The sequence below is a fragment of the Gordonia liuliyuniae genome, assembly GCF_021738805.1.
In the GTDB taxonomy this organism is placed as follows: domain Bacteria; phylum Actinomycetota; class Actinomycetes; order Mycobacteriales; family Mycobacteriaceae; genus Gordonia; species Gordonia liuliyuniae.
In genome coordinates, this window is the sequence record NZ_JAKKOR010000012.1 from 171,420 (window position 1) to 189,008 (window position 17,589).

Below are 17,589 nucleotides of genomic sequence, written 5' to 3' on the forward strand. Positions count from 1 at the left end.
AGTAGTAGTTCGGCGCAGTAGTAGTTCACCGCAGTAGTAGTTCGTCGCAGGAGTGAACGTCGCAGTAGAGGAGGGGCCCGTGCGTGAGGTGACCGATCCGATCGCATTGGCCCGCTCCCACTGGGAGGACGCGGGCTGGGGCGGCGAGATCGCCGACGGGATGGAAGCCGTCACCTCGGTGATGCGCGCGCACCAGATCATGCTGGCTCGTGTGGAATCGGAATTGAAACCGTTCGGGTTGACGTTCGCCCGCTTTGAACTCCTGCGACTCCTGGCGTTCAGCCGGTCCGGTGCGCTGCCGATCTCGAAGGCCAGCGACCGGCTGCAGGTCCACGTATCGTCCGCGACGAACGCCGTCGCACGTCTCGTCGACGCGGGCCTCGTGCAACGCCGACCGCACCCGACAGACGGGCGCACGACCCTGGTCGCGATCACCGACTCGGGACGTGACCTCGTCGAGCAGGCGACCGTCGCGTTGAACACGGTGTTCGCCGACATCGGTCTACCGCCCGCGCAGTCACGCGCGCTGGTGGACGCCATCCGTACGTTGCGGCGATCCCACGGGGACTTCTGACACCCGATTTCTGATCGCCGACACCTGCCGGGCGGCTTCGGTCCCGACGCCGTTCTCCTGAGACCAGTACCGTGGACAGTGTCGTCTTGGCAGACGACGCCGAACGGGGATCCACCGTCCGGTCGTGTTCGATTAGCGGAGGGGTATCACATGGGAATCGCAGACGACGCTCAGAACAAGGCAGACGACCTCAAGGGTCGCGCCAAGGAGGCCGCGGGTGCGGCCACCAACGATGACGACCTCAGGCAAGAGGGGCAGGCCGATCAGGGCCTCGCGGGCGCCCGCGAGAAGATCACCGAGGCCGCCGACAAGGTGAAGGGCGGCATCGACTCCGTCAAGGACAAGCTGTCGGGGCGCTGACTCACCGAAGCAAAGGGCCGGGACCGCGCTGCGGTCCCGGCCCTTCGGCGTCGGTCAGCACAATCGCCCGATCCTCACGCAGCGAGTTTGAGTCCGATGACTCCGCCGACGATCGCGATGATGCAGACGATCTTCGCCAGACTCGCGGCCTCGGTACCGGTGGCCATCGCGTAGACGACCGTCGCGGTCGCACCGATGCCGACCCAGATCGCGTAGGCCGTACCCGTCGGGAGGTCGCGCATCGCGTAGGCGAGTCCCCCCATGCTGACGGCGAGCGCGACGAAGAACACGATTGTCGGCGAGAGTCGGTGCAACCCTTCGGATCTGCCGAGCGCGGTGGCCCACACGGCTTCGAAGAGACCTGAGATCACCAGTACGATCCATGACATGACGATTCCCGTCTCCACCGTCTTGTCGCGGACCGGGTACGGCGGGCTCGTCCGGGGCCGCAGACGCGGCCACGCCGTCGAGACTACCCACGGCCGCGTCCCAGGTGAAGGGCCTGATGTGGTGGATTCGGTCACCATGGTGGCCGAGGCGACGATCACCTTGTAACTCGGCGTGCGCGGACATACCGTCAGTACATGAGCCACCCGAGAGAACTGCTCCGCGATCCCGTCGTCTACCAGGTCGCCGCTGCCGGTCAGGCCGCAGACGCCGCAGCATGCATCGGCCCGATCCCCTACGTCGCCCGCTGTCTCGACTCCGTCGACTTCCCCGCCGAGCACCGCTGGATCTTCCCGGTGGTCAAGGCTGCGTCGGCGGTCGGACTCGCCGCCGCGCCCAGGTTTCCAGGCCTCGCCCGCCTCACCAGCGTCATGTTGACGATCTACTTCGTCCTCGCGGTCGGCTCCCATGTTCGTGCCCGCGACATCGGCCTCAACTTCGCGGCGTCGTCGTCGATGCTCGCATTGTATTCGACCCTCGCGGTGACGGGACCGCCCCAAGACCAGTCCGTCCCGTCTCAGACGAGTCCTGCCTGAACGGCGATCACCGCCGCCTGCACCCGTGACGGCGCGTCGAGTTTCATCAGCACCCGGGACACATGGGTTTTCACGGTCGACTCCCCGATGTCGAGTCGCCGCGCGATCTGCATGTTCGACAGTCCGGACCCGATCCCGGCGAGGACGTCACGCTCGCGCTCGGTGAGTGCGGACAAGTCGGCGTCGGTGGTCGCGGACCGTCCGCGCATGGCGTCGACGACGACCCGGGCGACCTCCGGGTCGAGGACTGCGTCGCCGGCCGCGACACGTAGCGTCCCGTCGACGAGTTCGGCGCCCGACGCCGTCTTCAGCAGGAACCCGGACGCACCTGCGGCGAGCGCGCCGAGTACGTAGTCGTCGACACCGAACGTCGTCAGCACCAGAACGCGCACCCCGGTCGAGGCGGTGATCGTCTCCGTCGCGGCGATCCCGTCCACCTGCGGCATCCGGACGTCCATCAGGACGACGTCCGGGCGTACCTGCGTCGCGGTGCGGATCGCGGCTGCACCGTCCGCGGCCTCTCCGACGACACTGATCTGGCCGGACGCCTCCAACACCATGCGGAGGCCTTCGCGGACCGCCGCATGGTCGTCGGCCAGCACCACACGTACTCGTCGCTGGTCGTTCATCGAGGCACCTCCGCGGTCACGACCCAGTGTCCCCCGTCGGGTCCGGCGTCGGCTCGGCCGCCGATGCTCTCGGCCCGGACCTGCATGTTCAGGACCCCTCGGCCCGCTCCAGCGTCCGCTGCGCCTGCCGGCATCTCGTTGCGCACCGTCAACCGGGCCCGGTCGGCGAGGTCGGCGACGACGACGCTCACCGCGTGCCCGGGCGCGTGGCGCGTCGCGTTGGCGATCGCTTCCCCTGCGATCCGGGTGAGCACGGCTTCAACGTGGTGCGGCAGGTCAGCGAGGTCGCCGTCCACGGTGACAGTCGATCCGACGGCGTCGGCCGCGGCGATCAGCGGTTCGAGCGACGCCCAGCGGATGGTGGTCCTCTCGTCACCGTCAGCTGCGAGGACGTCGATCATCGTGCGGAGTTCACCGAGCGCGGCGAGACTGTTCCGGCGTATCGAGTCGACGATGGCAGACGGCTCGTCAGCGCCTCGCGCCGCTTCGGACAGGATCGCGATGGCTGATACGTGACCGGCAACCGTGTCGTGCAGGTCGCGCGAGAGGCGGCGTCGCTCATCGGACACGGCTTCGGTCCGTTCGGCGTCGGCTCGCGAAACCGCTGCCGTCTTCTCTGCCTCGGACGCACGCCGCGCTGCGGTCACCGCCCGGGCGTATGTGATCGGCGACAGCAGGAAGGCGATGCCGATCAGTCCGACGAGAACGCCGACCCGCACGCCGCCGGCCAGCGCACCGACGACGGCGAGCCCGAGTGTCAGGATTGTGCACACCGCGATCACGACGCGCTGCAAGGTGTGCGTGCCTCGCACCGCACACAAGAACACGATGTCCGACATCGCGATCCACAACGGCAGCGACGGCCCCCAGACCGCGTCGACGGCGAGCAACGCGCACATCACGCCGAACGCGAGCGCCGGTCGTTCTCGCGCGGCGAGCGCGATGCCGAGAGCAGCCGTGAGCAGCAGAAGTTTCGCGTACCAGGGATAGACGTCGTGGTCGGAGAAGAACGTGAACGCTCCACACGCCCACAGCAGAAGCCCGACGGCGAACGTGCCGACGGCGGTGAGGTTCGCCGGCCGCGCCGGGTCTGATTCGCCCAGGTGAGACTTCATCGTCCTCAACTACAGCACACTGGCGTACTTGGTCGGGTCCCCCGAAAGTCGGACCCCGCGCGCGCCGCCCGACGGATGTGCAGGAGGTGATCCGGGGGAACGCTGAAGCCATGAACGAGCTCACCGACCCCGTCCTCGTCACGATCGCCGCGTGCGAGATCGGATTCTGGGTGTTCGTCGTCGGCGGCTTGGCCTTGCGTTACCTCGCGCGGCTGCCGCGTCCGTCAATGGTCGTCCTGGCGTGTGTACCCCTAATCGACCTGGTGTTGCTCGTCGCCGTGACGATCGACTTGGCGCAAGGCGGCGACGTCGGTTTCGCGCACCGCCTGGCCCCGATCTATCTCGGCTGCACCGTCATGTTCGGCCATCGGATGGTCGCGTGGGCCGACGCCCGGTTCGCCCATCGGTTCGCGGACGGTCCGGTGCCCCATAAGGTCCCGGCGTACGGCCCCGAACGGCGACGCTACGAGTGGGCCGATTTCGGGCGGTGGCTCGGGGCCGTCGGCATCGCCGTCGCGATCACCGGCCTTCTCGGTGTCACTGTCGCCGACCCCGCGCAACGCGAAGCCCTGCTCGGCGGCCTAGGCGTCTTGGGCACGATCACCGTGATCTGGCTGCTGACCGGACCTGTGTGGTACTCGCTGAGTCGAGACTGACCGGCTCGCCGAGACTCCCTCGCCGAGCCGGTCCGGACCCGCAGGCCGATTCAGTCGGCGAACGGCGCCAGGCGCTTCGGCTCTTCGATCACCGAGTAGTGCGAGGCGTCGCCAGTGAGGATCTCTCCGGTGCGGCCGTCGGCGTTCACCGGAACATCGCCGGCGAGGGTGATGCGGTGCAGCTTGCGGTCTTGCGCGCCGAAGTCCGCGATACCGTAGTGCTGGGTGGCACGATTGTCCCAGATCGCAACGTCGCCGAGGCTCCAGCTCCAGCGGAATGTGTTCTCCAACTTGATGATCCGGTTCTGCAGAAGCTGGTAGACCGCGCTGAACTCGGCGGGCTTGAGTCCGATGAACTCCTTGACGAAGTGGCCGAGGAGCAGGGTCTTCTCACCGGTCTCCGGGTGGACGCGGACCACCGGATGGATGGTCTGGTACTCCTTGCTCGTGAACTCCTCGTAGTGGACGACGCGGCGTTCGACCTGCGTGTCGTCGATGTCGACGTCGTTGGTCACGTAGTCGTAGAAGTTGGTGTGCTTGGCCCACAAATTGTCCACGAACGCCTTCAAGCTGTCGGGCAACTGGGCGTATGCGGCCGTCGTGGACGCCCAGGTGGTGGCACCACCCCAGGTCGGCAGGTTGACCGCGCGCAGGATCGACGCCTTCGGGATGCGGTCGACGAAGGACACGTCGGTGTGCCAGCTGTTCGCCGCACCTTCGATCGTCAACAGCTGGTCACCCCTGGATGTGACGGTCGGGTGCGGCAGGGTCGGGTCGCCGAGCAACTGCGCGAACGCGTACTGGCTCTCGTCGTCCAGGTGGTTCTGACCGGTGAACACGATGGCCTTGTTGACGGCGAGAGCCAGCCGGATGGCCTCGATCTTGTCCGACGGCACGTCGCCGCCGAGCGTCACGCCGCCGATACGCGCGCCGATGTGTTCGCCGAGCTTGTCCACGGTGATTCCCGCGTCGGCATAGACGGACTGGATCTCGAGCTCACGGTCGGTGAAATTGGAGACGGTGACGGTCATTGTGTAACGCCTTTCATCAGAAATCGGATCTGTTTATCCGATTGCGGGAGTGAGTATTCGACGGATGCGAGGCAGGAGAATGTCGAGCCGAATTCTCTCTGCTTCGAGTTCCGTTGAAAAAGCGAGTGCTACCGATTCGGTGGTGTCAGTCAAACATGCGGCGATGCGCATCAACCAGGGATAGATTCACGATGAATTCAAGTCGCGTCGGTCAATCCGCGAGATCTTCGGCCTGCTCGTCGATGACCTTCCGGACGGCGGCCGGGACCTTGACGTCGCCCGGGCGATAGGAGACGGCAACGAGACTCGACGGTGCGCGGAACACGCCTCGCCTCCGGCGTAGTTCCGGATCGACCGGGCCCCTCGCATCAAGACCCACCGAGATGCCCGTCCACGGGGCCATGCCGACGAGTTGCACCGCGCGCGGCAGTTCCGCGACCCTCGTCTCACCGTCGGCGCCCGCCGCGCTGACGGTGAAGTTCCATCGCACGTCGACCGTCGCCTCGGCCCGGAGCGTCACCGACCTGGTGCCCAATGGGAGGGCCGCGGCCACTCTGTTGATGCGACCGTACGAGTTGAACACGAACGTCAACTGCCCGTTCTCGACAACCAACAGGTAGCCACCCTGCACGTCGCCGTGCGCGACGAGGACGCCTTCGTCGTCCGGGGACCATCCGTCGAGTTCGACGATCACGTCGAAGTCGCGGTAGGCGATGAGCCTGCTCGACCGGTATCGCTCGAGCGGCGGGGCGCCTGCCAGGATGCGGACGTCCGTCTCGAACCGCTCGCGTTCGGCTGGGCGTCTGCGTTGGGCGTCGCCCGGCGTGTCGAACAGCGGGAACACCGTGTTGCGCCAGGCCGCTTCGTTCCACGCCGCCGCGAGTTCGGCGACGATGTCGGGATGCTCAGCGGCGACGTCACGCGTCTCCGCCGGATCGATCCACATATTGTAGAGCTCCCACCTGGGCTGATCGACGTGCGACGGGTCGCCGTCGTGCAGCGACAGCAGCTTCCACCCGTCCCGGTAGAAGCCGCGATGTCCGCCGAACTCGGCGTACTGCTCGGTGTGCGGGGATGCCGCGCTGCCGTCGCGCAGCACGTCGACGATGCTGACTCCGTCGCGGTCGGCCGCCGGGCGCCCGTGTCTGGTGGCGGGAGTCTGAACTCCGGCGAGATCCAACAGGGTCGGCGCGAGGTCGGTGACATACGAGAACTGCCTGCGGACACCGTTGTCGTCGGCGTCACGCGCCAGTCCGCGCGGCCACGAGATGACGAACGGGACTCGAACGCCGCCCGCGAAGGTCTGGCCCTTGTAGAATCGGAACGGGGTGTTCGACGCCTGTCCCCAGCCTCGCGGGTAGTGCACGCCCAGTTCCGGCGACCCGATCAACGACTCGTCGTGCGGCACGTCGCGCTCCCAGTCCGGCGGCACCGGTCCGTGCACGAACTGGCTGAAGTACGACCGTGTCCCGACCGGGCCGCCCTCCGCGGTGCCGCCGTTGTCTGAGGTGAACACGACGATGGTGTCGTCGAGTTCCCCCAGGTCGTCGAGTACGTCGAGGAGCCTCCCGACGCTCTGGTCCACGCTGTCGACGAGTGCGGCGTACACCTCCTGGTAGCGCTGAAACCGCTCCTTCTCCTCGCGCGAAAGACTGTCCCACGGCGGCGCGTCGTATCCGGGCTCGGTGTTGCGCTCGGCGATCGGCGTGCCCGGGTCGAACAGACCGGATGCGACTTGTTCGGCGAAACGGCGTCGCCGCACGTCGTCCCAGCCTGCGGCGTACCTACCGCGATGCCGCGCGAGGTCGTCGTCCTTCACCTGGTGCGGCCCGTGCATCGCGATGTGCGCGAAGTAGAGGAAGAACGGCTTGTCGGCATCGTGAGCGCGCAGCGCCTTGACCTGCGACACCGCCCGATCGGTGAGGTCGTCCGTCACGTAGTAGCCGTCGGGGTACTCGTCGACGTCGACCACCGAGTTGTCGACGATTAACTGGTTTGGGTGAAAGAACGAATTGAGTCCTTCCAGCGAACCGTAGTAGCTGTCGAATCCGCGCTGCAACGGCCAGGACCGGCGGGATCGGCCGGGGCTCATGTCGGCGTCGCGCACCAGATGCCACTTGCCGACCGCGAACGTCGCGTAGCCGGACTCGCGCAGGATCTCTGGAAGCGTGAGCACGTCGTCGGCCAGTTCCAGTCGTAGCCCGGGAAACCCGGGGTCGGAGTTGGCGACGCTGCCGTAGCCGGCGCGGTGCGGGTTGACACCGGTCAGCAGCGCGGCGCGCGCGGGTGAACAGACCGGTGTCGTGTGGTAGTTGCTCAACCGGTAACCGCGCTCGGCGATGCGGTCGATGTTGGGCGTCGGAATCTCCGATCCGAATGGTCCGATGTCGGAGTAGCCCATGTCGTCGATCAGGACGACGACGATGTTCGGCGCTTTGCGATCGGCTGTTCGGTCGTGCGGCCACCACGGTGTCGACTGCGAACTGGTGCGTCCCACAGTGCCTCCGAAACCGTCATATCCGCGAGCGTATTCGGGAATGTCCTGAGTCATTTCGAAAGAATGCTCCCGTGACATCGGGTCGCACAAAGATTTAATTCTCGGTGAGTGGAAGTGATTACAAATCCGCGTCCGTCGCGAATCATTCGAGAGCAGTCGCTCACCTCCCCGGCGGCTGTTGTTCACCGAATCAAGAAAGCGGCCCCAACTCATGTTCCGATCCAGACGTCTGCGCGCGTTGTGCGCACTGGCCCTGACGTTCGCCACCGTCGTCGGGCTCACCGCATGCCGCAGCGCCGTCGACGCGAAACATGGCTCGGCGAGCCGGTCCGGCCCCGTCCAGAGCGGCGGCGAACTCCGCGTCGGCGTGATCGGCGACCTCGCGCCCGCCAAATTCTTGCAGATCGGGGCCGGCGGGCCGACCGGCCACGTGGTTGCCAACGTGTTCGACACACTGATCACCTATCCGCCCGAATCGTCGAAGCCGCAGCCGTCGCTGGCGACGTCGTGGGAGCTGGCGTCGGACGGGCTCGCACTCACCCTGAACCTGCGCGGAGGAGTCACCTTCCACAACGGAAAGCCGTTCACCTCGAACGACGTCAGATCGTCGATCCTGGCCTACCTCGGCGGCCCATGGACCCCGCAGTTCAAGCGGACCGCGGCCGCGATCACCGGGTACGACGTGAGAGACCCGCACCGTGTGACATTGACCTTCGCGCATCCGTTGAGCAACATCTTCGACCTCCTCGACTCGGCGCCGATCCTCGACGGCGACACGCTCGACGACCTCAAGGCGGGCAAGACGTTCAACGGGACCGGTCCGTTCCGGTTCGAGTCGTGGACCCCGAACTCGTCCATCACGATGGTGCGAAACGACGACTACTGGGGCGGCGCCCCTCCGCTCGACGCGGTGACGCTCGTCGAAGCCACCGATCCGAAGTCGCTGTACACACGCCTGCGGACCGGTCAACTCGACGTCGCCGAAGACCTGAGTGCGCAAGACCAGGAGCTCGCGACCACCCGGTACGGCTTCACCGACATCGAGCTGACCGGAGCCGAGTCGCAGGTGTACGTCGGCGTCAACGTCGCGAACCCGGCGCTCGCCGATCCGCGAGTCCGCAAGGCGATCGCATTCGCCGTCGACCGCGAACGCATCATCACCGACGTGTACCGCGGCTCCGGCTATCCGGTGAACGTGCCATGGCCGAAGACCTCCCCCGCATACGACGAGGCCGCCAACCACACGTACCGCCGCGACGTGGTCAAAGCGAAAGAGCTGCTGCGCGACGTCGGCCCGATCGGCCCGATCGACCTCGACTACACGTCGACGGGCAACACCTTCCGCGTGGTCGCCGAGATCGTCCAGTCCAATCTGCGTGACATCGGGATCACCGTGAACCTCGTGCCCAACGACGAGGCAGTGCAATCCAAGAAGCTGATCGGTTCGCAGTTTTCCGGCCTGTGGATCCTGCAACACGCGTTCGCCCAGTTCACGCCATCGACGCTCGCGGTCAGCGCCTACCCGTTCAATGCCGCGAAGAACTCGTCGAACTATGTGAACCCCGAGTACTCGGCGGCGGCCGACGCCGCCTGGACCACCCCCGACCCGACATCGCCCGAAGCGGTCGCGGCCTACCGGCGCCTCGACGAGGTGTGGCTCAACGATCTGTTCCTTGTCGAGATCGGCGTGCTCCTGACCCGGATCACCGCGGCACCCGACGTCCGCGACGTCGCGTGGGATCACCGCGTCCAACTCCATTTCGCTGACACCAGCCTCACCGACCCCGATCGGAGCGCGTAAACCATGACCAGTTACCTGTTGCGGCGTATCCCGACGGCCCTGATCGTCCTGGTCGCCGCGTCCCTGCTCATCTTCGCCGTACTCCGACTCATCCCGGGTGGACCGGAGTCGGCGCTCGCCGGTCCGGACGCCACCCCGGCGGACCTGCAGGCCATCCGGCACGACCTGGGGCTCGACCGAGGGTTCTTCGTCCAGTATTTCGCCTGGCTCGGCAGCGTGCTGACCCTCGACTTCGGTACGAGCTACCAGATCGGCGGAGACATCGGCGACCTCGTCTCGTTCGGTCTGACGAACACGCTCGTGCTGACCGTGACCGCGGGCGTGCTGGCGATCGTGCTCGCGTTCGGGTTGTCACTCACTGCGACGATCCGACCGAACCGAGCGATGAACGCCCTGCTCACAGGTGTGAACGCGGTCGCAATCGCGTTGCCGACGTTCGTCGTCGGCACCGTGCTGATCGCAGTGTTCGGCGTCGGCGGCGGGGTTCTCCCCGCGGGCGGGACCCCGCCCGACGGCCTGAGCGACGACCTGTGGATCACCGCGCAGTACCTGGTGCTGCCCGCCGTCACGCTGGGACTCCCCGCGGGGGCGATGCTCTCGAGGTTCCTCACCGAATCCCTGCAGACTGGACTCGCGCAGCCCTATGCGGTCACCGCGATCGCGACCGGAGCGTCCCGTCGCGACGTCGTCCTCAAACACGCGCTCCGGAACGCGCTGCCGTCGACGATCACCGCGTTCGGACTGATCGTCGGCGCACTACTCGGTGGAGCGGTCCTCGTCGAAGCGATCTTCGGTTGGCCGGGGCTCGGCATGCTCACCGAGGAGGGCATCTCATCGCGCGACTACCCACTCGTCCAGATCCTCATTCTCCTGTCGGTGTCAGTGTTCGTGCTGATCCAGCTCGCCGCTGACGTCGTCCACGCCTGGCTCGACCCCCGCATCCGATTGGCAGGTTCCCGATGACCACCACAGACCTCTCCCGCGACAGTGTTCGCGTCGACGGGATCGACCCGGGCCTGGTGCCCGAGTCGCCCGCCGACCGCGACGAGATCCGTCCCCGGAAAACCCTGTACCGCAGCCTGTTCCACGGCAGCGGCTTGCTCGGCACGGTTCTGGTTCTCGCAGTCGTCGCCGCCGGCGTGCTCGGTCCGCTGTTCACCTCGTACGGTGCCGAACAGCAGATCGACGGAGCGTATCTGCTCCCACCGAGCGTCGACCACTGGTTCGGCACTGATGACGTCAACCGCGACGTCCTGACCCGCGTCCTCGTCGGCATCCGTATCGACCTGCTGATCATCGCGGTCGCCGTCCCGGTCGGCGCGGCCGTCGGCACGCTCGTGGGTCTCGTATCAGTCTCGGTGCGCGGCCTGGATGCTCTGGCGCAGCGCGTCTTCGACGTGATCCTCGCCTTCCCCGCGCTGATCCTCGGCATCGCGCTCACCGCGATCCTCGGGCCCGGCACGCTGACCATCGGCATCATCATCGCGATCGCCGAGATTCCCGTCTTCGGCAGACTCGTCCGCACGTCGGTCTTGCGGATCCGGGAGCAGCCGTATGTCGAAGCCGCGCGAGTCAGCGGCGCGAGCACTCCACGCATCCTCCTCAAGCACGTCTTCCCGAACTCGGTGGAAGCACTCGGCGTGCAGTTCGCACTGTCGCTGTCGCTCGGTGTGTTCATCGAAGGGGCGCTGAGCTATCTGGGTATCGGCGTGGTCCCGCCGACACCGTCGCTCGGCGGGGTCCTCGCCGCGGGCAATAGCTACTTGGAGACCAATCCCTGGTTCTCCGTCGGACCGCTGGTCATCATCTCGGCCCTCGTCCTGGGCTTCTATCTGATCGCGCAGTCGATCTCGAACGACCGGAGGAACCTGTGACACTCGCACTCGAGGTGTCCGACCTGCACGTCAGGTTCGACTACCCCCGCCCCGCCGTCGCGGGTATCAGTCTGACTGTCGGCCGCGGCGAGATCGTCGCCCTCGTCGGCGAATCCGGCTCCGGTAAGACGATGACCGCACGCGCCGCCATCGGCCTCCTCCCGGCCGGGGCTGCCGCGACGGGCTCGGTGAAGGTCGACGGCGTCGAAGTCCTCGGACGGTCCGAGCGGGAGCTCACCGCCATCCGCGGCGACCGCGTCGCCATGATCTTCCAAGAACCGCAGACCGCGCTCAACCCTGTGCAGACCATCGGTTGGCAGCTGCGGCAGGCGTTGACACGGCACCGCAAGCTCTCGCGCGGCGATGCACGTCGTCGAGCCGTCGAACTCTTGACGCTCGTCGAGATCCCGGAGCCCAAGACCCGGGTCGCCTACTATCCGCATCAGTTGTCGGGCGGACAGAAGCAGCGCGTGGTGATCGCGCTCGCGCTCGCTGGCGACCCCGCACTGCTGCTCGCCGACGAGCCGACGACCGCGCTCGACGTATCGGTGCAGCGCGAGATCCTCGAACTGCTGGTCCGTCTCCGCGACCGGACCGGGGCCGGGATCTTGCTCATCACTCACAACCTCGGGGTGGTCGCCGAGATCGCCGACCGGGTCGTCGTCGTGCAGCTCGGCGAGACCATCGAGACCGCCGACGTGCATGAGATCTTTGCCGCCCCGCAGCAGCCGTACACGCGGCAACTGCTGGCGGCCGTCCCCCGCCTCGACACCGTCCCCCGTCTCGACAGCGCGGTGGGCGTGGTCGGCGGTCGGGAGGTGGACGCCGCAGAGGCCTCAGCGGAAGTCCCGGTGGTGCGGGTCGACGCCATCACGGTGAGGCATCCCGGCCGGTTTGGAGCGGGAGCGCACACCGCGTTGTCGGACGTCTCGCTTCGGGTGGCTCCGGGCGAGGTCCTCGGCGTCGTCGGCGAGTCCGGATCCGGGAAGACGACCCTCGGCCGAGCGATCGGCGGGATCCTTCCGCTGGCATCCGGGCGAATCCTCGTGGACGGCGACGATATCGCAGACCTGTCCGCCACAGAGCTCAAAGCCGTCCGACGTCGGATCGCGTTCGTGCCCCAGGATCCGTCCGCGTCGCTGAACCCGCGGTTCTCGGTGGCCGAGTCGATCAGGGAACCGCTGGACATCCAAGGCCTGGGCAGTCGGGCGTGGCGCGGCGAACGAGTGACCGAACTGCTGACGGCCGTGCAACTGCCGTCGGCGTTCGCATCACGGCTCCCCCACGAGCTGTCCGGCGGGCAACGTCAGCGGGTCGCGCTCGCGCGAGCGTTGTCGGCCGATCCGGAACTGCTGATCGCCGACGAGCCGACGAGTGCGCTCGATGTGTCCGTGCAAGCTCGGGTGCTCGAACTGTTCGCCGACCTGCAGGCGGAGCTGGGATTCTCGGCAATCTTCATCAGCCACGATCTGGCGGTGGTCCGCCAGGTGTCCGACCGGGTGACGGTCCTGCGGTCCGGCCGCGTCGTCGAGACCGGAGCCACCGACACGGTCTTCGCGTCGCCGACGACCGACTACACACGCTCGCTCGTGGCCGCCGTCCCGGTTCCCGATCCCGATCGGCAACGCGCCGGGAGGCCCGCCGTCGCAGCATGAACCGGGCTGTGCCCGTGTTGCTCAGGCTCCGAGCGCCGACAACGCGCGGTCGGCATGGACGGCCATGCTGACCTCGGACGCGATGACGTCGGCGATCACGCCGTCGGCGCCGATCGCGAACGTGGTGCGTTTGGTCGGCATGACCGACGAGAGCAGCCCGCTGCGTCGAACGCCGTAGGCGTGGGCGACGCTCCCGTCGCCGTCCGACAGGAGCGGGTAGTCGAGTGAATGCTTCGCGGTCCAGTCCGACTGCTTGGACACCTCGTCCCGGCTGATCCCGACGCGCTGCACTCCGGCCTGGGTGAACTCGCTCGCGAGATCCCGAAAGTGGCACGCCTCCTTGGTGCAGCCCGGCGTGAACGCCGCGGGATAGAAGAACAGTGCGACGGGGCCGTCGGCGAGGAGTTCGGACAGTCGGCGCGTCTGCCCGTTCTGGTCGGGCAATGCGAAATCAGGGGCACGATCACCGGTCTTCATAGACTCCACGGTAGTCGGCGACGCAATGCATGGCGAAGCCTCGATGCTGTTGCCGCGCCCTCGGCTACGGTCACGCTGCGGTCAGACGAGCCCCGCGTCGTGCATGAGGATCGCGACCTGGACGCGATTGGATGCACCGAGCTTGGCGAAGATGTGCGAGATGTGCGCCTTCACGGTCGCCACACCCATGTACAGCTCGGCGGCGATCTCTGCGTTCGACGCCCCCTTGGCCAGGCAGGTGGCCACCTCGCGCTCGCGGTCGGTGAGCTCGGCGATCGCGCGTTCGGCCGACTGCGAGCGGTCCGCACCGTTCGAGTCGACGACCTGCTTGATCAGCGCCGCTGTGACGGACGGACTCAACGCGGGCTGTCCGCTCAGGACGTTCTTGACGGCCGCCACGATGTCGGCGGGCGGCGTGTCCTTCAACAGGAACCCGTCCGCTCCGACGGCGAGCGCGCGCACGACGTAGTCGTCGGCGTCGAACGTCGTCAACACGATCACCGACGGCGCCCGCTCTAACGCTTTGAACTCTGCCGTCGCGGCGATGCCGTCCATCACCGGCATCCGCAGGTCCATCAGGACGAGGTCGACGGGATCGGCCGCATGCTGGCCGAGCGCGTCCGCGCCGTGGCCTGCCTCAGCGACGACGTCCAGTCCACGGTCGCCGCCGAGGAGCAGCCGCAGGCCGGACCGGACGAGCGGATCGTCGTCGACCAGCATGATCCGGCTCACGGCGTCCGCATCGGGCCCACCCGGTGTGTCCACCCCGACCCCGCTGTTCATCCAACCGCCCTATTCATCAGCAAGCCCCGATTCTTCGGCCAGCCCCGTTTGTTTCTGCCACGGTAACCACACCGCGAGCACGAACGTGCCACCACCCGTCGTCCGATGGACTTGGCGGCCGCCCGCGAGAGCGACACGCTCGGCGAGACCGACGAGCCCGAAACCCGACTCGGGCGGTGTCTGGCCGGCGGCGAGCGACAGCGGATTCTCCACGTGGATGTCGACGCCGCGGCCCGGCTCACCGCTCACCGACACGCGCACCCGGCTGGCGGGCGCGTGTTTGCGGGCGTTGGTCAACGACTCTTGGACGCAGCGGTAGACCGTCCGCCCCAGCACGGCGGGCAAGGCGTCGACGTCGAGGTCCCCGTTCACGCCGAGGCTCCAGTGCACGTCGATCCGCATACCCGTCCGACGATTCTCCTCGATCAATTCCCGCACGTGCGCTGCGGTGGCCTGCGGGCGTTCGGGGTCGGCGTCGCCCGGGCCGTCCCGCAGCACGCCGAGCACCTCACGCAGTTCGGTCAACGCCTGGTGCGACGTCTGTTGAATCGTCTGCGCCGTCGCCTTCACCTCTTCCGGCGACAGATCGTCCCGGAACGCGAGCGCCCCCGCATACATGCTTGCCGCCGAGATGCGGTGTGCGAGCACGTCATGCATCTCGCGAGCGATCCGGGCGCGTTCCGCGCTCTGCGCTTCGCGAACGTGTGCGGCCTGCTCGGCCTCGCTGAGCAGTGCACGCGCCCGCCAGCTGGCGAGCAGTTCGCGGCGCGAACCGATGTACATGCCCCACGCGACGACGAGCGCGGCGATCAAGACGAACAGGGCCCCGTCGACGACGGTCAACTCGGCTTCGTCCGGTGCCCGCAACACGTGCTCGCCTGCCAGCATGCACGTGATCGTCAGCAGCGTCTGCGGGACGATCTCCTTCCACCGCCTGCGCGTCGACAACGACACGAGAGCCAAGACCGCCGGACCGCCCGCCGTCGTCGACACCACCGTCATCAGGTTGGTGATCGTCGCGACGAGCACCGGGTGGGTCCGCCGGTACCGCATCACCATCGCCAGTGCGAGCACGCCGAGAGCGAGGTCGACGGCGAACCACCATCGGTGCTCGCTCCACTGGTACGCGACGCGCGGCGCCCAGCCGAGGGCCGACACGGCCACGACGCCGATGATCCGCCACGTGTGACCCCACCAGGTGAGGGTCGGTTGGTAGTCGGCGGGACGCACGAGGTACAGGCTAGTCGCGTCGGTCACGACACTGCTTCCGTCCGGGGTCGACACCGATCTCATACTTTCGGATGATGCGGAACTGTCCCCGAGACTGATGACAATCCAGTCTGGGGCGACGAGTATTAACGTCATGATCGAAGTCAAGAACCTCACGAAGCGCTACGGCGACTTCGTCGCCGTCGACGACGTCTCGTTCACCTGCAAGCCGGGGCGGGTGACCGGATTCCTGGGTCCGAACGGCGCAGGCAAATCGACGACCATGCGCATCATCGCCGGTCTGACCCCCGCCGGATCGGGCAGCGCCACCATCAACGGTGTCGCCTACCGCGACATCCCCAATCCAGCGACCCACGTCGGCGTCCTGCTAGACGCGTCGGCACAGCACGCCGGCCGCACCGGAGCCGAGATCCTCCGTCTGTCGGCGACCACGTTGGGGGTCCCCGCGTCCCGCGTCGACGACGCTCTCGCGATGGTCAGCCTGACCCCGCAGGAGGCCGGCCGTCGTGTCCGCAACTACTCGCTCGGCATGCGGCAGCGCCTGGGCATCGCGAACGCTCTCCTCGGCGACCCCAGCGTCCTGATGCTCGACGAACCGGCCAACGGCCTCGACCCGGCGGGCATCCACTGGATGCGCACACTCCTGCGTGGGTATGCCGACCGCGGCGGCGCCGTCCTCCTCTCCTCACATCTGCTACACGAGATCGAGATCATCGCCGACGACCTCGTGGTGATCGGCAACGGACGGATCGTCGCCGAAGGCACGAAGGAAGAACTCCTCGCGGGCACGGGTTCGGTGGTCCGCGCCGTCGACAACAACTATCTCGGCCAGTCCCTGCATGCCGCGGGGGTGGCCGCCCATCCGGTGGACGGCGGCGGTTTCCGCGTCGAAGCGACCCCCGACGTCGTCGGTCGTATCGCGCTCGACGCACAGGTCCACCTCGTCGAACTGCGCGGCGGCGACGGCGCCCGCCTGGAGGAGATGTTCCTCCAGCTCACCCAGCAGAACCAGCGCGAACAGCCACAGGGAGTCCAGTGATGACCGCGACCACACAGCCCGCGTCGGCCGTCTTCACCGGCCCCGGCATCCCGTTGAGCCGACTGATCAAGGTCGAACTCCGCAAACTCGTCGACACCCGCGCCAGCTTCTGGTTGGCGGCGTCCATCGCCGCGATCTCGGCGATCATCGGCGTCGTCGTTCTGATCGTCGGTCCGGGCACGTCCGACTCCAGCGCGGACGGCAACATCACCTTCGCGAATCTGTTCGACCTGATGACCGCTCCGATGGCATTCCTGCTGCCGGTGATGGCGATCCTGCTGGTGACCAGTGAGTGGAGCCAACGGAACGCGCTCACCACGTTCACGATGGAGCCGCGGCGCGAACGGGTCATCGTCGCCAAGCTGACCGTCTCGATCATCGCCTCGATCGCGGCCGTCGTGATCGCGCTCGCGCTCGGCGCACTGTGCAATCTCGTCGGCGGGCTGATCTACTCCGACGGCGGCGAGTGGTCGATCTCGGGAAGCGCACTGGTCTCCGGACTGCTCAACATACTGGTCGGCGTACTCGTCGGATTCGCGTTCGCCGCACTGCTTTTGAACACGCCCGCCGCGATCGTCGCCTACTTCGTCATCCCGACGGTGCTGGAGATCATCGGCGCCGTCGTGCCCTGGATCAACGACCACCTGATCGACTGGATCCGCCTCCCGATGCTGGCGTCCTCGCCGTCGGGCTCGGACTGGGCGCATTTCCTGTCCGGCTGCGTCATCTGGTTCGCGATCCCCTTGTTCTTCGGTGTCAACCGAATAATGCGTTCAGAGGTCAAGTGACCGGGAGGGGTCACTTCACCTGGAGGAACTGAACGCGAAACAACGCGGTCGGTGCGCCCGAGTTTCCCCGGGCCCACCGACCGCGTTCTTCGTCATC

General features: G+C 67.2%; 18 protein-coding genes and 1 riboswitch. Of the genes, 10 read left to right on the top strand and 8 right to left on the bottom strand.

Annotated features, from left to right (window positions below; translation table 11 throughout):
• The first annotated feature begins 79 nt into the window (after positions 1–79).
• Positions 80–574, top strand: a complete 495-nt coding sequence (locus L5G33_RS16730) for a MarR family winged helix-turn-helix transcriptional regulator (protein WP_236999296.1) — start codon at positions 80–82, stop codon at positions 572–574.
• A 150-nt stretch (positions 575–724) separates the two neighbouring features.
• Complete coding sequence (locus L5G33_RS16735; protein ID WP_236999297.1) at positions 725–934, top strand: CsbD family protein; 210 nt, start codon at positions 725–727, stop codon at positions 932–934.
• Between the two features lie 74 nt (positions 935–1,008).
• Here L5G33_RS16735 and L5G33_RS16740 read toward each other — a convergent pair whose 3' ends face one another.
• Positions 1,009–1,323 (bottom strand): DMT family transporter, encoded by a 315-nt coding sequence (locus tag L5G33_RS16740; protein ID WP_236999298.1) that lies wholly within the window; start codon positions 1,321–1,323, stop codon positions 1,009–1,011.
• An 11-nt stretch (positions 1,324–1,334) separates the two neighbouring features.
• Positions 1,335–1,398: riboswitch (guanidine-III (ykkC-III) riboswitch) on the bottom strand.
• A gap of 120 nt (positions 1,399–1,518) precedes the next feature.
• Between L5G33_RS16740 and L5G33_RS16745 the strand changes: the two genes are divergently transcribed.
• Positions 1,519–1,917 (top strand): DoxX family protein, encoded by a 399-nt coding sequence (locus L5G33_RS16745; protein ID WP_236999299.1) that lies wholly within the window; start codon positions 1,519–1,521, stop codon positions 1,915–1,917.
• On the opposite strand, the gene L5G33_RS16750 is transcribed toward L5G33_RS16745, so the two are convergent.
• Both L5G33_RS16750 and L5G33_RS16755 read right to left on the bottom strand, forming a co-directional pair.
• Positions 1,899–2,546, bottom strand: coding sequence for a response regulator (locus tag L5G33_RS16750; protein WP_236999300.1), 648 nt, complete (start codon positions 2,544–2,546; stop codon positions 1,899–1,901). The two genes, L5G33_RS16745 and L5G33_RS16750, sit on opposite strands and share 19 nt — an antisense overlap.
• Positions 2,543–3,661 (bottom strand): sensor histidine kinase, encoded by a 1,119-nt coding sequence (locus L5G33_RS16755; protein WP_236999301.1) that lies wholly within the window; start codon positions 3,659–3,661, stop codon positions 2,543–2,545. Before L5G33_RS16755 ends, L5G33_RS16750 begins: the two co-directional genes overlap by 4 nt.
• Positions 3,662–3,771: 110 nt before the next feature.
• Between L5G33_RS16755 and L5G33_RS16760 the strand changes: the two genes are divergently transcribed.
• Positions 3,772–4,317, top strand: a complete 546-nt coding sequence (locus L5G33_RS16760; RefSeq protein WP_236999302.1) for a hypothetical protein — start codon at positions 3,772–3,774, stop codon at positions 4,315–4,317.
• Between the two features lie 50 nt (positions 4,318–4,367).
• Here L5G33_RS16760 and L5G33_RS16765 read toward each other — a convergent pair whose 3' ends face one another.
• Both L5G33_RS16765 and L5G33_RS16770 read right to left on the bottom strand, forming a co-directional pair.
• A complete protein-coding gene (locus tag L5G33_RS16765) occupies positions 4,368–5,348 on the bottom strand; it encodes a TauD/TfdA dioxygenase family protein (protein WP_236999303.1) in 981 nt (326 codons plus the stop codon).
• A gap of 211 nt (positions 5,349–5,559) precedes the next feature.
• On the bottom strand, positions 5,560–7,899 hold the full coding sequence (locus L5G33_RS16770; protein WP_236999304.1) for an arylsulfatase: 2,340 nt from the start codon (positions 7,897–7,899) through the stop codon (positions 5,560–5,562).
• A 157-nt stretch (positions 7,900–8,056) separates the two neighbouring features.
• Between L5G33_RS16770 and L5G33_RS16775 the strand changes: the two genes are divergently transcribed.
• From L5G33_RS16775 to L5G33_RS16790, 4 genes are read left to right on the top strand one after another with little or no spacing between them, the layout of a single operon-like run.
• Positions 8,057–9,646, top strand: a complete 1,590-nt coding sequence (locus L5G33_RS16775; protein ID WP_236999305.1) for an ABC transporter substrate-binding protein — start codon at positions 8,057–8,059, stop codon at positions 9,644–9,646.
• A 3-nt stretch (positions 9,647–9,649) separates the two neighbouring features.
• Entirely contained in the window at positions 9,650–10,609 is a 960-nt protein-coding gene (locus L5G33_RS16780; RefSeq protein ID WP_236999306.1) for an ABC transporter permease, read from the top strand.
• A complete protein-coding gene (locus L5G33_RS16785; protein ID WP_236999307.1) occupies positions 10,606–11,520 on the top strand; it encodes an ABC transporter permease in 915 nt (304 codons plus the stop codon). Before L5G33_RS16780 ends, L5G33_RS16785 begins: the two co-directional genes overlap by 4 nt.
• Positions 11,517–13,175, top strand: a complete 1,659-nt coding sequence (locus L5G33_RS16790) for a dipeptide ABC transporter ATP-binding protein (RefSeq protein WP_236999308.1) — start codon at positions 11,517–11,519, stop codon at positions 13,173–13,175. The genes L5G33_RS16785 and L5G33_RS16790 overlap by 4 nt, the downstream gene beginning before the upstream one ends.
• A 21-nt stretch (positions 13,176–13,196) precedes the next feature.
• Here L5G33_RS16790 and L5G33_RS16795 read toward each other — a convergent pair whose 3' ends face one another.
• The 3 genes from L5G33_RS16795 to L5G33_RS16805 form a co-directional block, all read right to left on the bottom strand.
• A complete protein-coding gene (locus L5G33_RS16795) occupies positions 13,197–13,652 on the bottom strand; it encodes a peroxiredoxin (protein ID WP_236999309.1) in 456 nt (151 codons plus the stop codon).
• An 81-nt stretch (positions 13,653–13,733) separates the two neighbouring features.
• Positions 13,734–14,435, bottom strand: coding sequence for a response regulator (locus L5G33_RS16800; protein WP_504878022.1), 702 nt, complete (start codon positions 14,433–14,435; stop codon positions 13,734–13,736).
• Between the two features lie 9 nt (positions 14,436–14,444).
• The gene (locus tag L5G33_RS16805; RefSeq protein ID WP_372476931.1) at positions 14,445–15,665 is read right to left on the bottom strand and encodes a sensor histidine kinase; all 1,221 of its coding nucleotides are present in this window, start codon (positions 15,663–15,665) and stop codon (positions 14,445–14,447) included.
• Between the two features lie 133 nt (positions 15,666–15,798).
• Here L5G33_RS16805 and L5G33_RS16810 point away from each other — a divergent pair, with 133 nt between their 5' ends.
• Complete coding sequence (locus L5G33_RS16810; protein ID WP_236999311.1) at positions 15,799–16,704, top strand: ABC transporter ATP-binding protein; 906 nt, start codon at positions 15,799–15,801, stop codon at positions 16,702–16,704.
• The gene (locus tag L5G33_RS16815) at positions 16,704–17,492 is read left to right on the top strand and encodes an ABC transporter permease (protein ID WP_236999312.1); all 789 of its coding nucleotides are present in this window, start codon (positions 16,704–16,706) and stop codon (positions 17,490–17,492) included. Before L5G33_RS16810 ends, L5G33_RS16815 begins: the two co-directional genes overlap by 1 nt.
• Positions 17,493–17,589: the final 97 nt, after the last annotated feature.

Excerpts from the sequence above, each read along its gene's own strand:
- L5G33_RS16770 (WP_236999304.1), bottom strand. The coding sequence starts at position 7,899 with ATGACTCAGGACATTCCCGAATACGCTCGCGGATATGACGGTTTCGGA.
- L5G33_RS16795 (WP_236999309.1), bottom strand. The coding sequence starts at position 13,652 with ATGAAGACCGGTGATCGTGCCCCTGATTTCGCATTGCCCGACCAGAAC.
- L5G33_RS16775 (WP_236999305.1), top strand. The coding sequence starts at position 8,057 with ATGTTCCGATCCAGACGTCTGCGCGCGTTGTGCGCACTGGCCCTGACG.
- L5G33_RS16780 (WP_236999306.1), top strand. The coding sequence starts at position 9,650 with ATGACCAGTTACCTGTTGCGGCGTATCCCGACGGCCCTGATCGTCCTG.
- L5G33_RS16740 (WP_236999298.1), bottom strand. The coding sequence starts at position 1,323 with ATGTCATGGATCGTACTGGTGATCTCAGGTCTCTTCGAAGCCGTGTGG.
- L5G33_RS16735 (WP_236999297.1), top strand. The coding sequence starts at position 725 with ATGGGAATCGCAGACGACGCTCAGAACAAGGCAGACGACCTCAAGGGT.
- L5G33_RS16815 (WP_236999312.1), top strand. The coding sequence starts at position 16,704 with ATGACCGCGACCACACAGCCCGCGTCGGCCGTCTTCACCGGCCCCGGC.
- L5G33_RS16810 (WP_236999311.1), top strand. The coding sequence starts at position 15,799 with ATGATCGAAGTCAAGAACCTCACGAAGCGCTACGGCGACTTCGTCGCC.
- L5G33_RS16800 (WP_504878022.1), bottom strand. The coding sequence starts at position 14,435 with ATGAACAGCGGGGTCGGGGTGGACACACCGGGTGGGCCCGATGCGGAC.
- L5G33_RS16760 (WP_236999302.1), top strand. The coding sequence starts at position 3,772 with ATGAACGAGCTCACCGACCCCGTCCTCGTCACGATCGCCGCGTGCGAG.
- L5G33_RS16745 (WP_236999299.1), top strand. The coding sequence starts at position 1,519 with ATGAGCCACCCGAGAGAACTGCTCCGCGATCCCGTCGTCTACCAGGTC.
- L5G33_RS16785 (WP_236999307.1), top strand. The coding sequence starts at position 10,606 with ATGACCACCACAGACCTCTCCCGCGACAGTGTTCGCGTCGACGGGATC.
- L5G33_RS16765 (WP_236999303.1), bottom strand. The coding sequence starts at position 5,348 with ATGACCGTCACCGTCTCCAATTTCACCGACCGTGAGCTCGAGATCCAG.
- L5G33_RS16755 (WP_236999301.1), bottom strand. The coding sequence starts at position 3,661 with ATGAAGTCTCACCTGGGCGAATCAGACCCGGCGCGGCCGGCGAACCTC.
- L5G33_RS16750 (WP_236999300.1), bottom strand. The coding sequence starts at position 2,546 with ATGAACGACCAGCGACGAGTACGTGTGGTGCTGGCCGACGACCATGCG.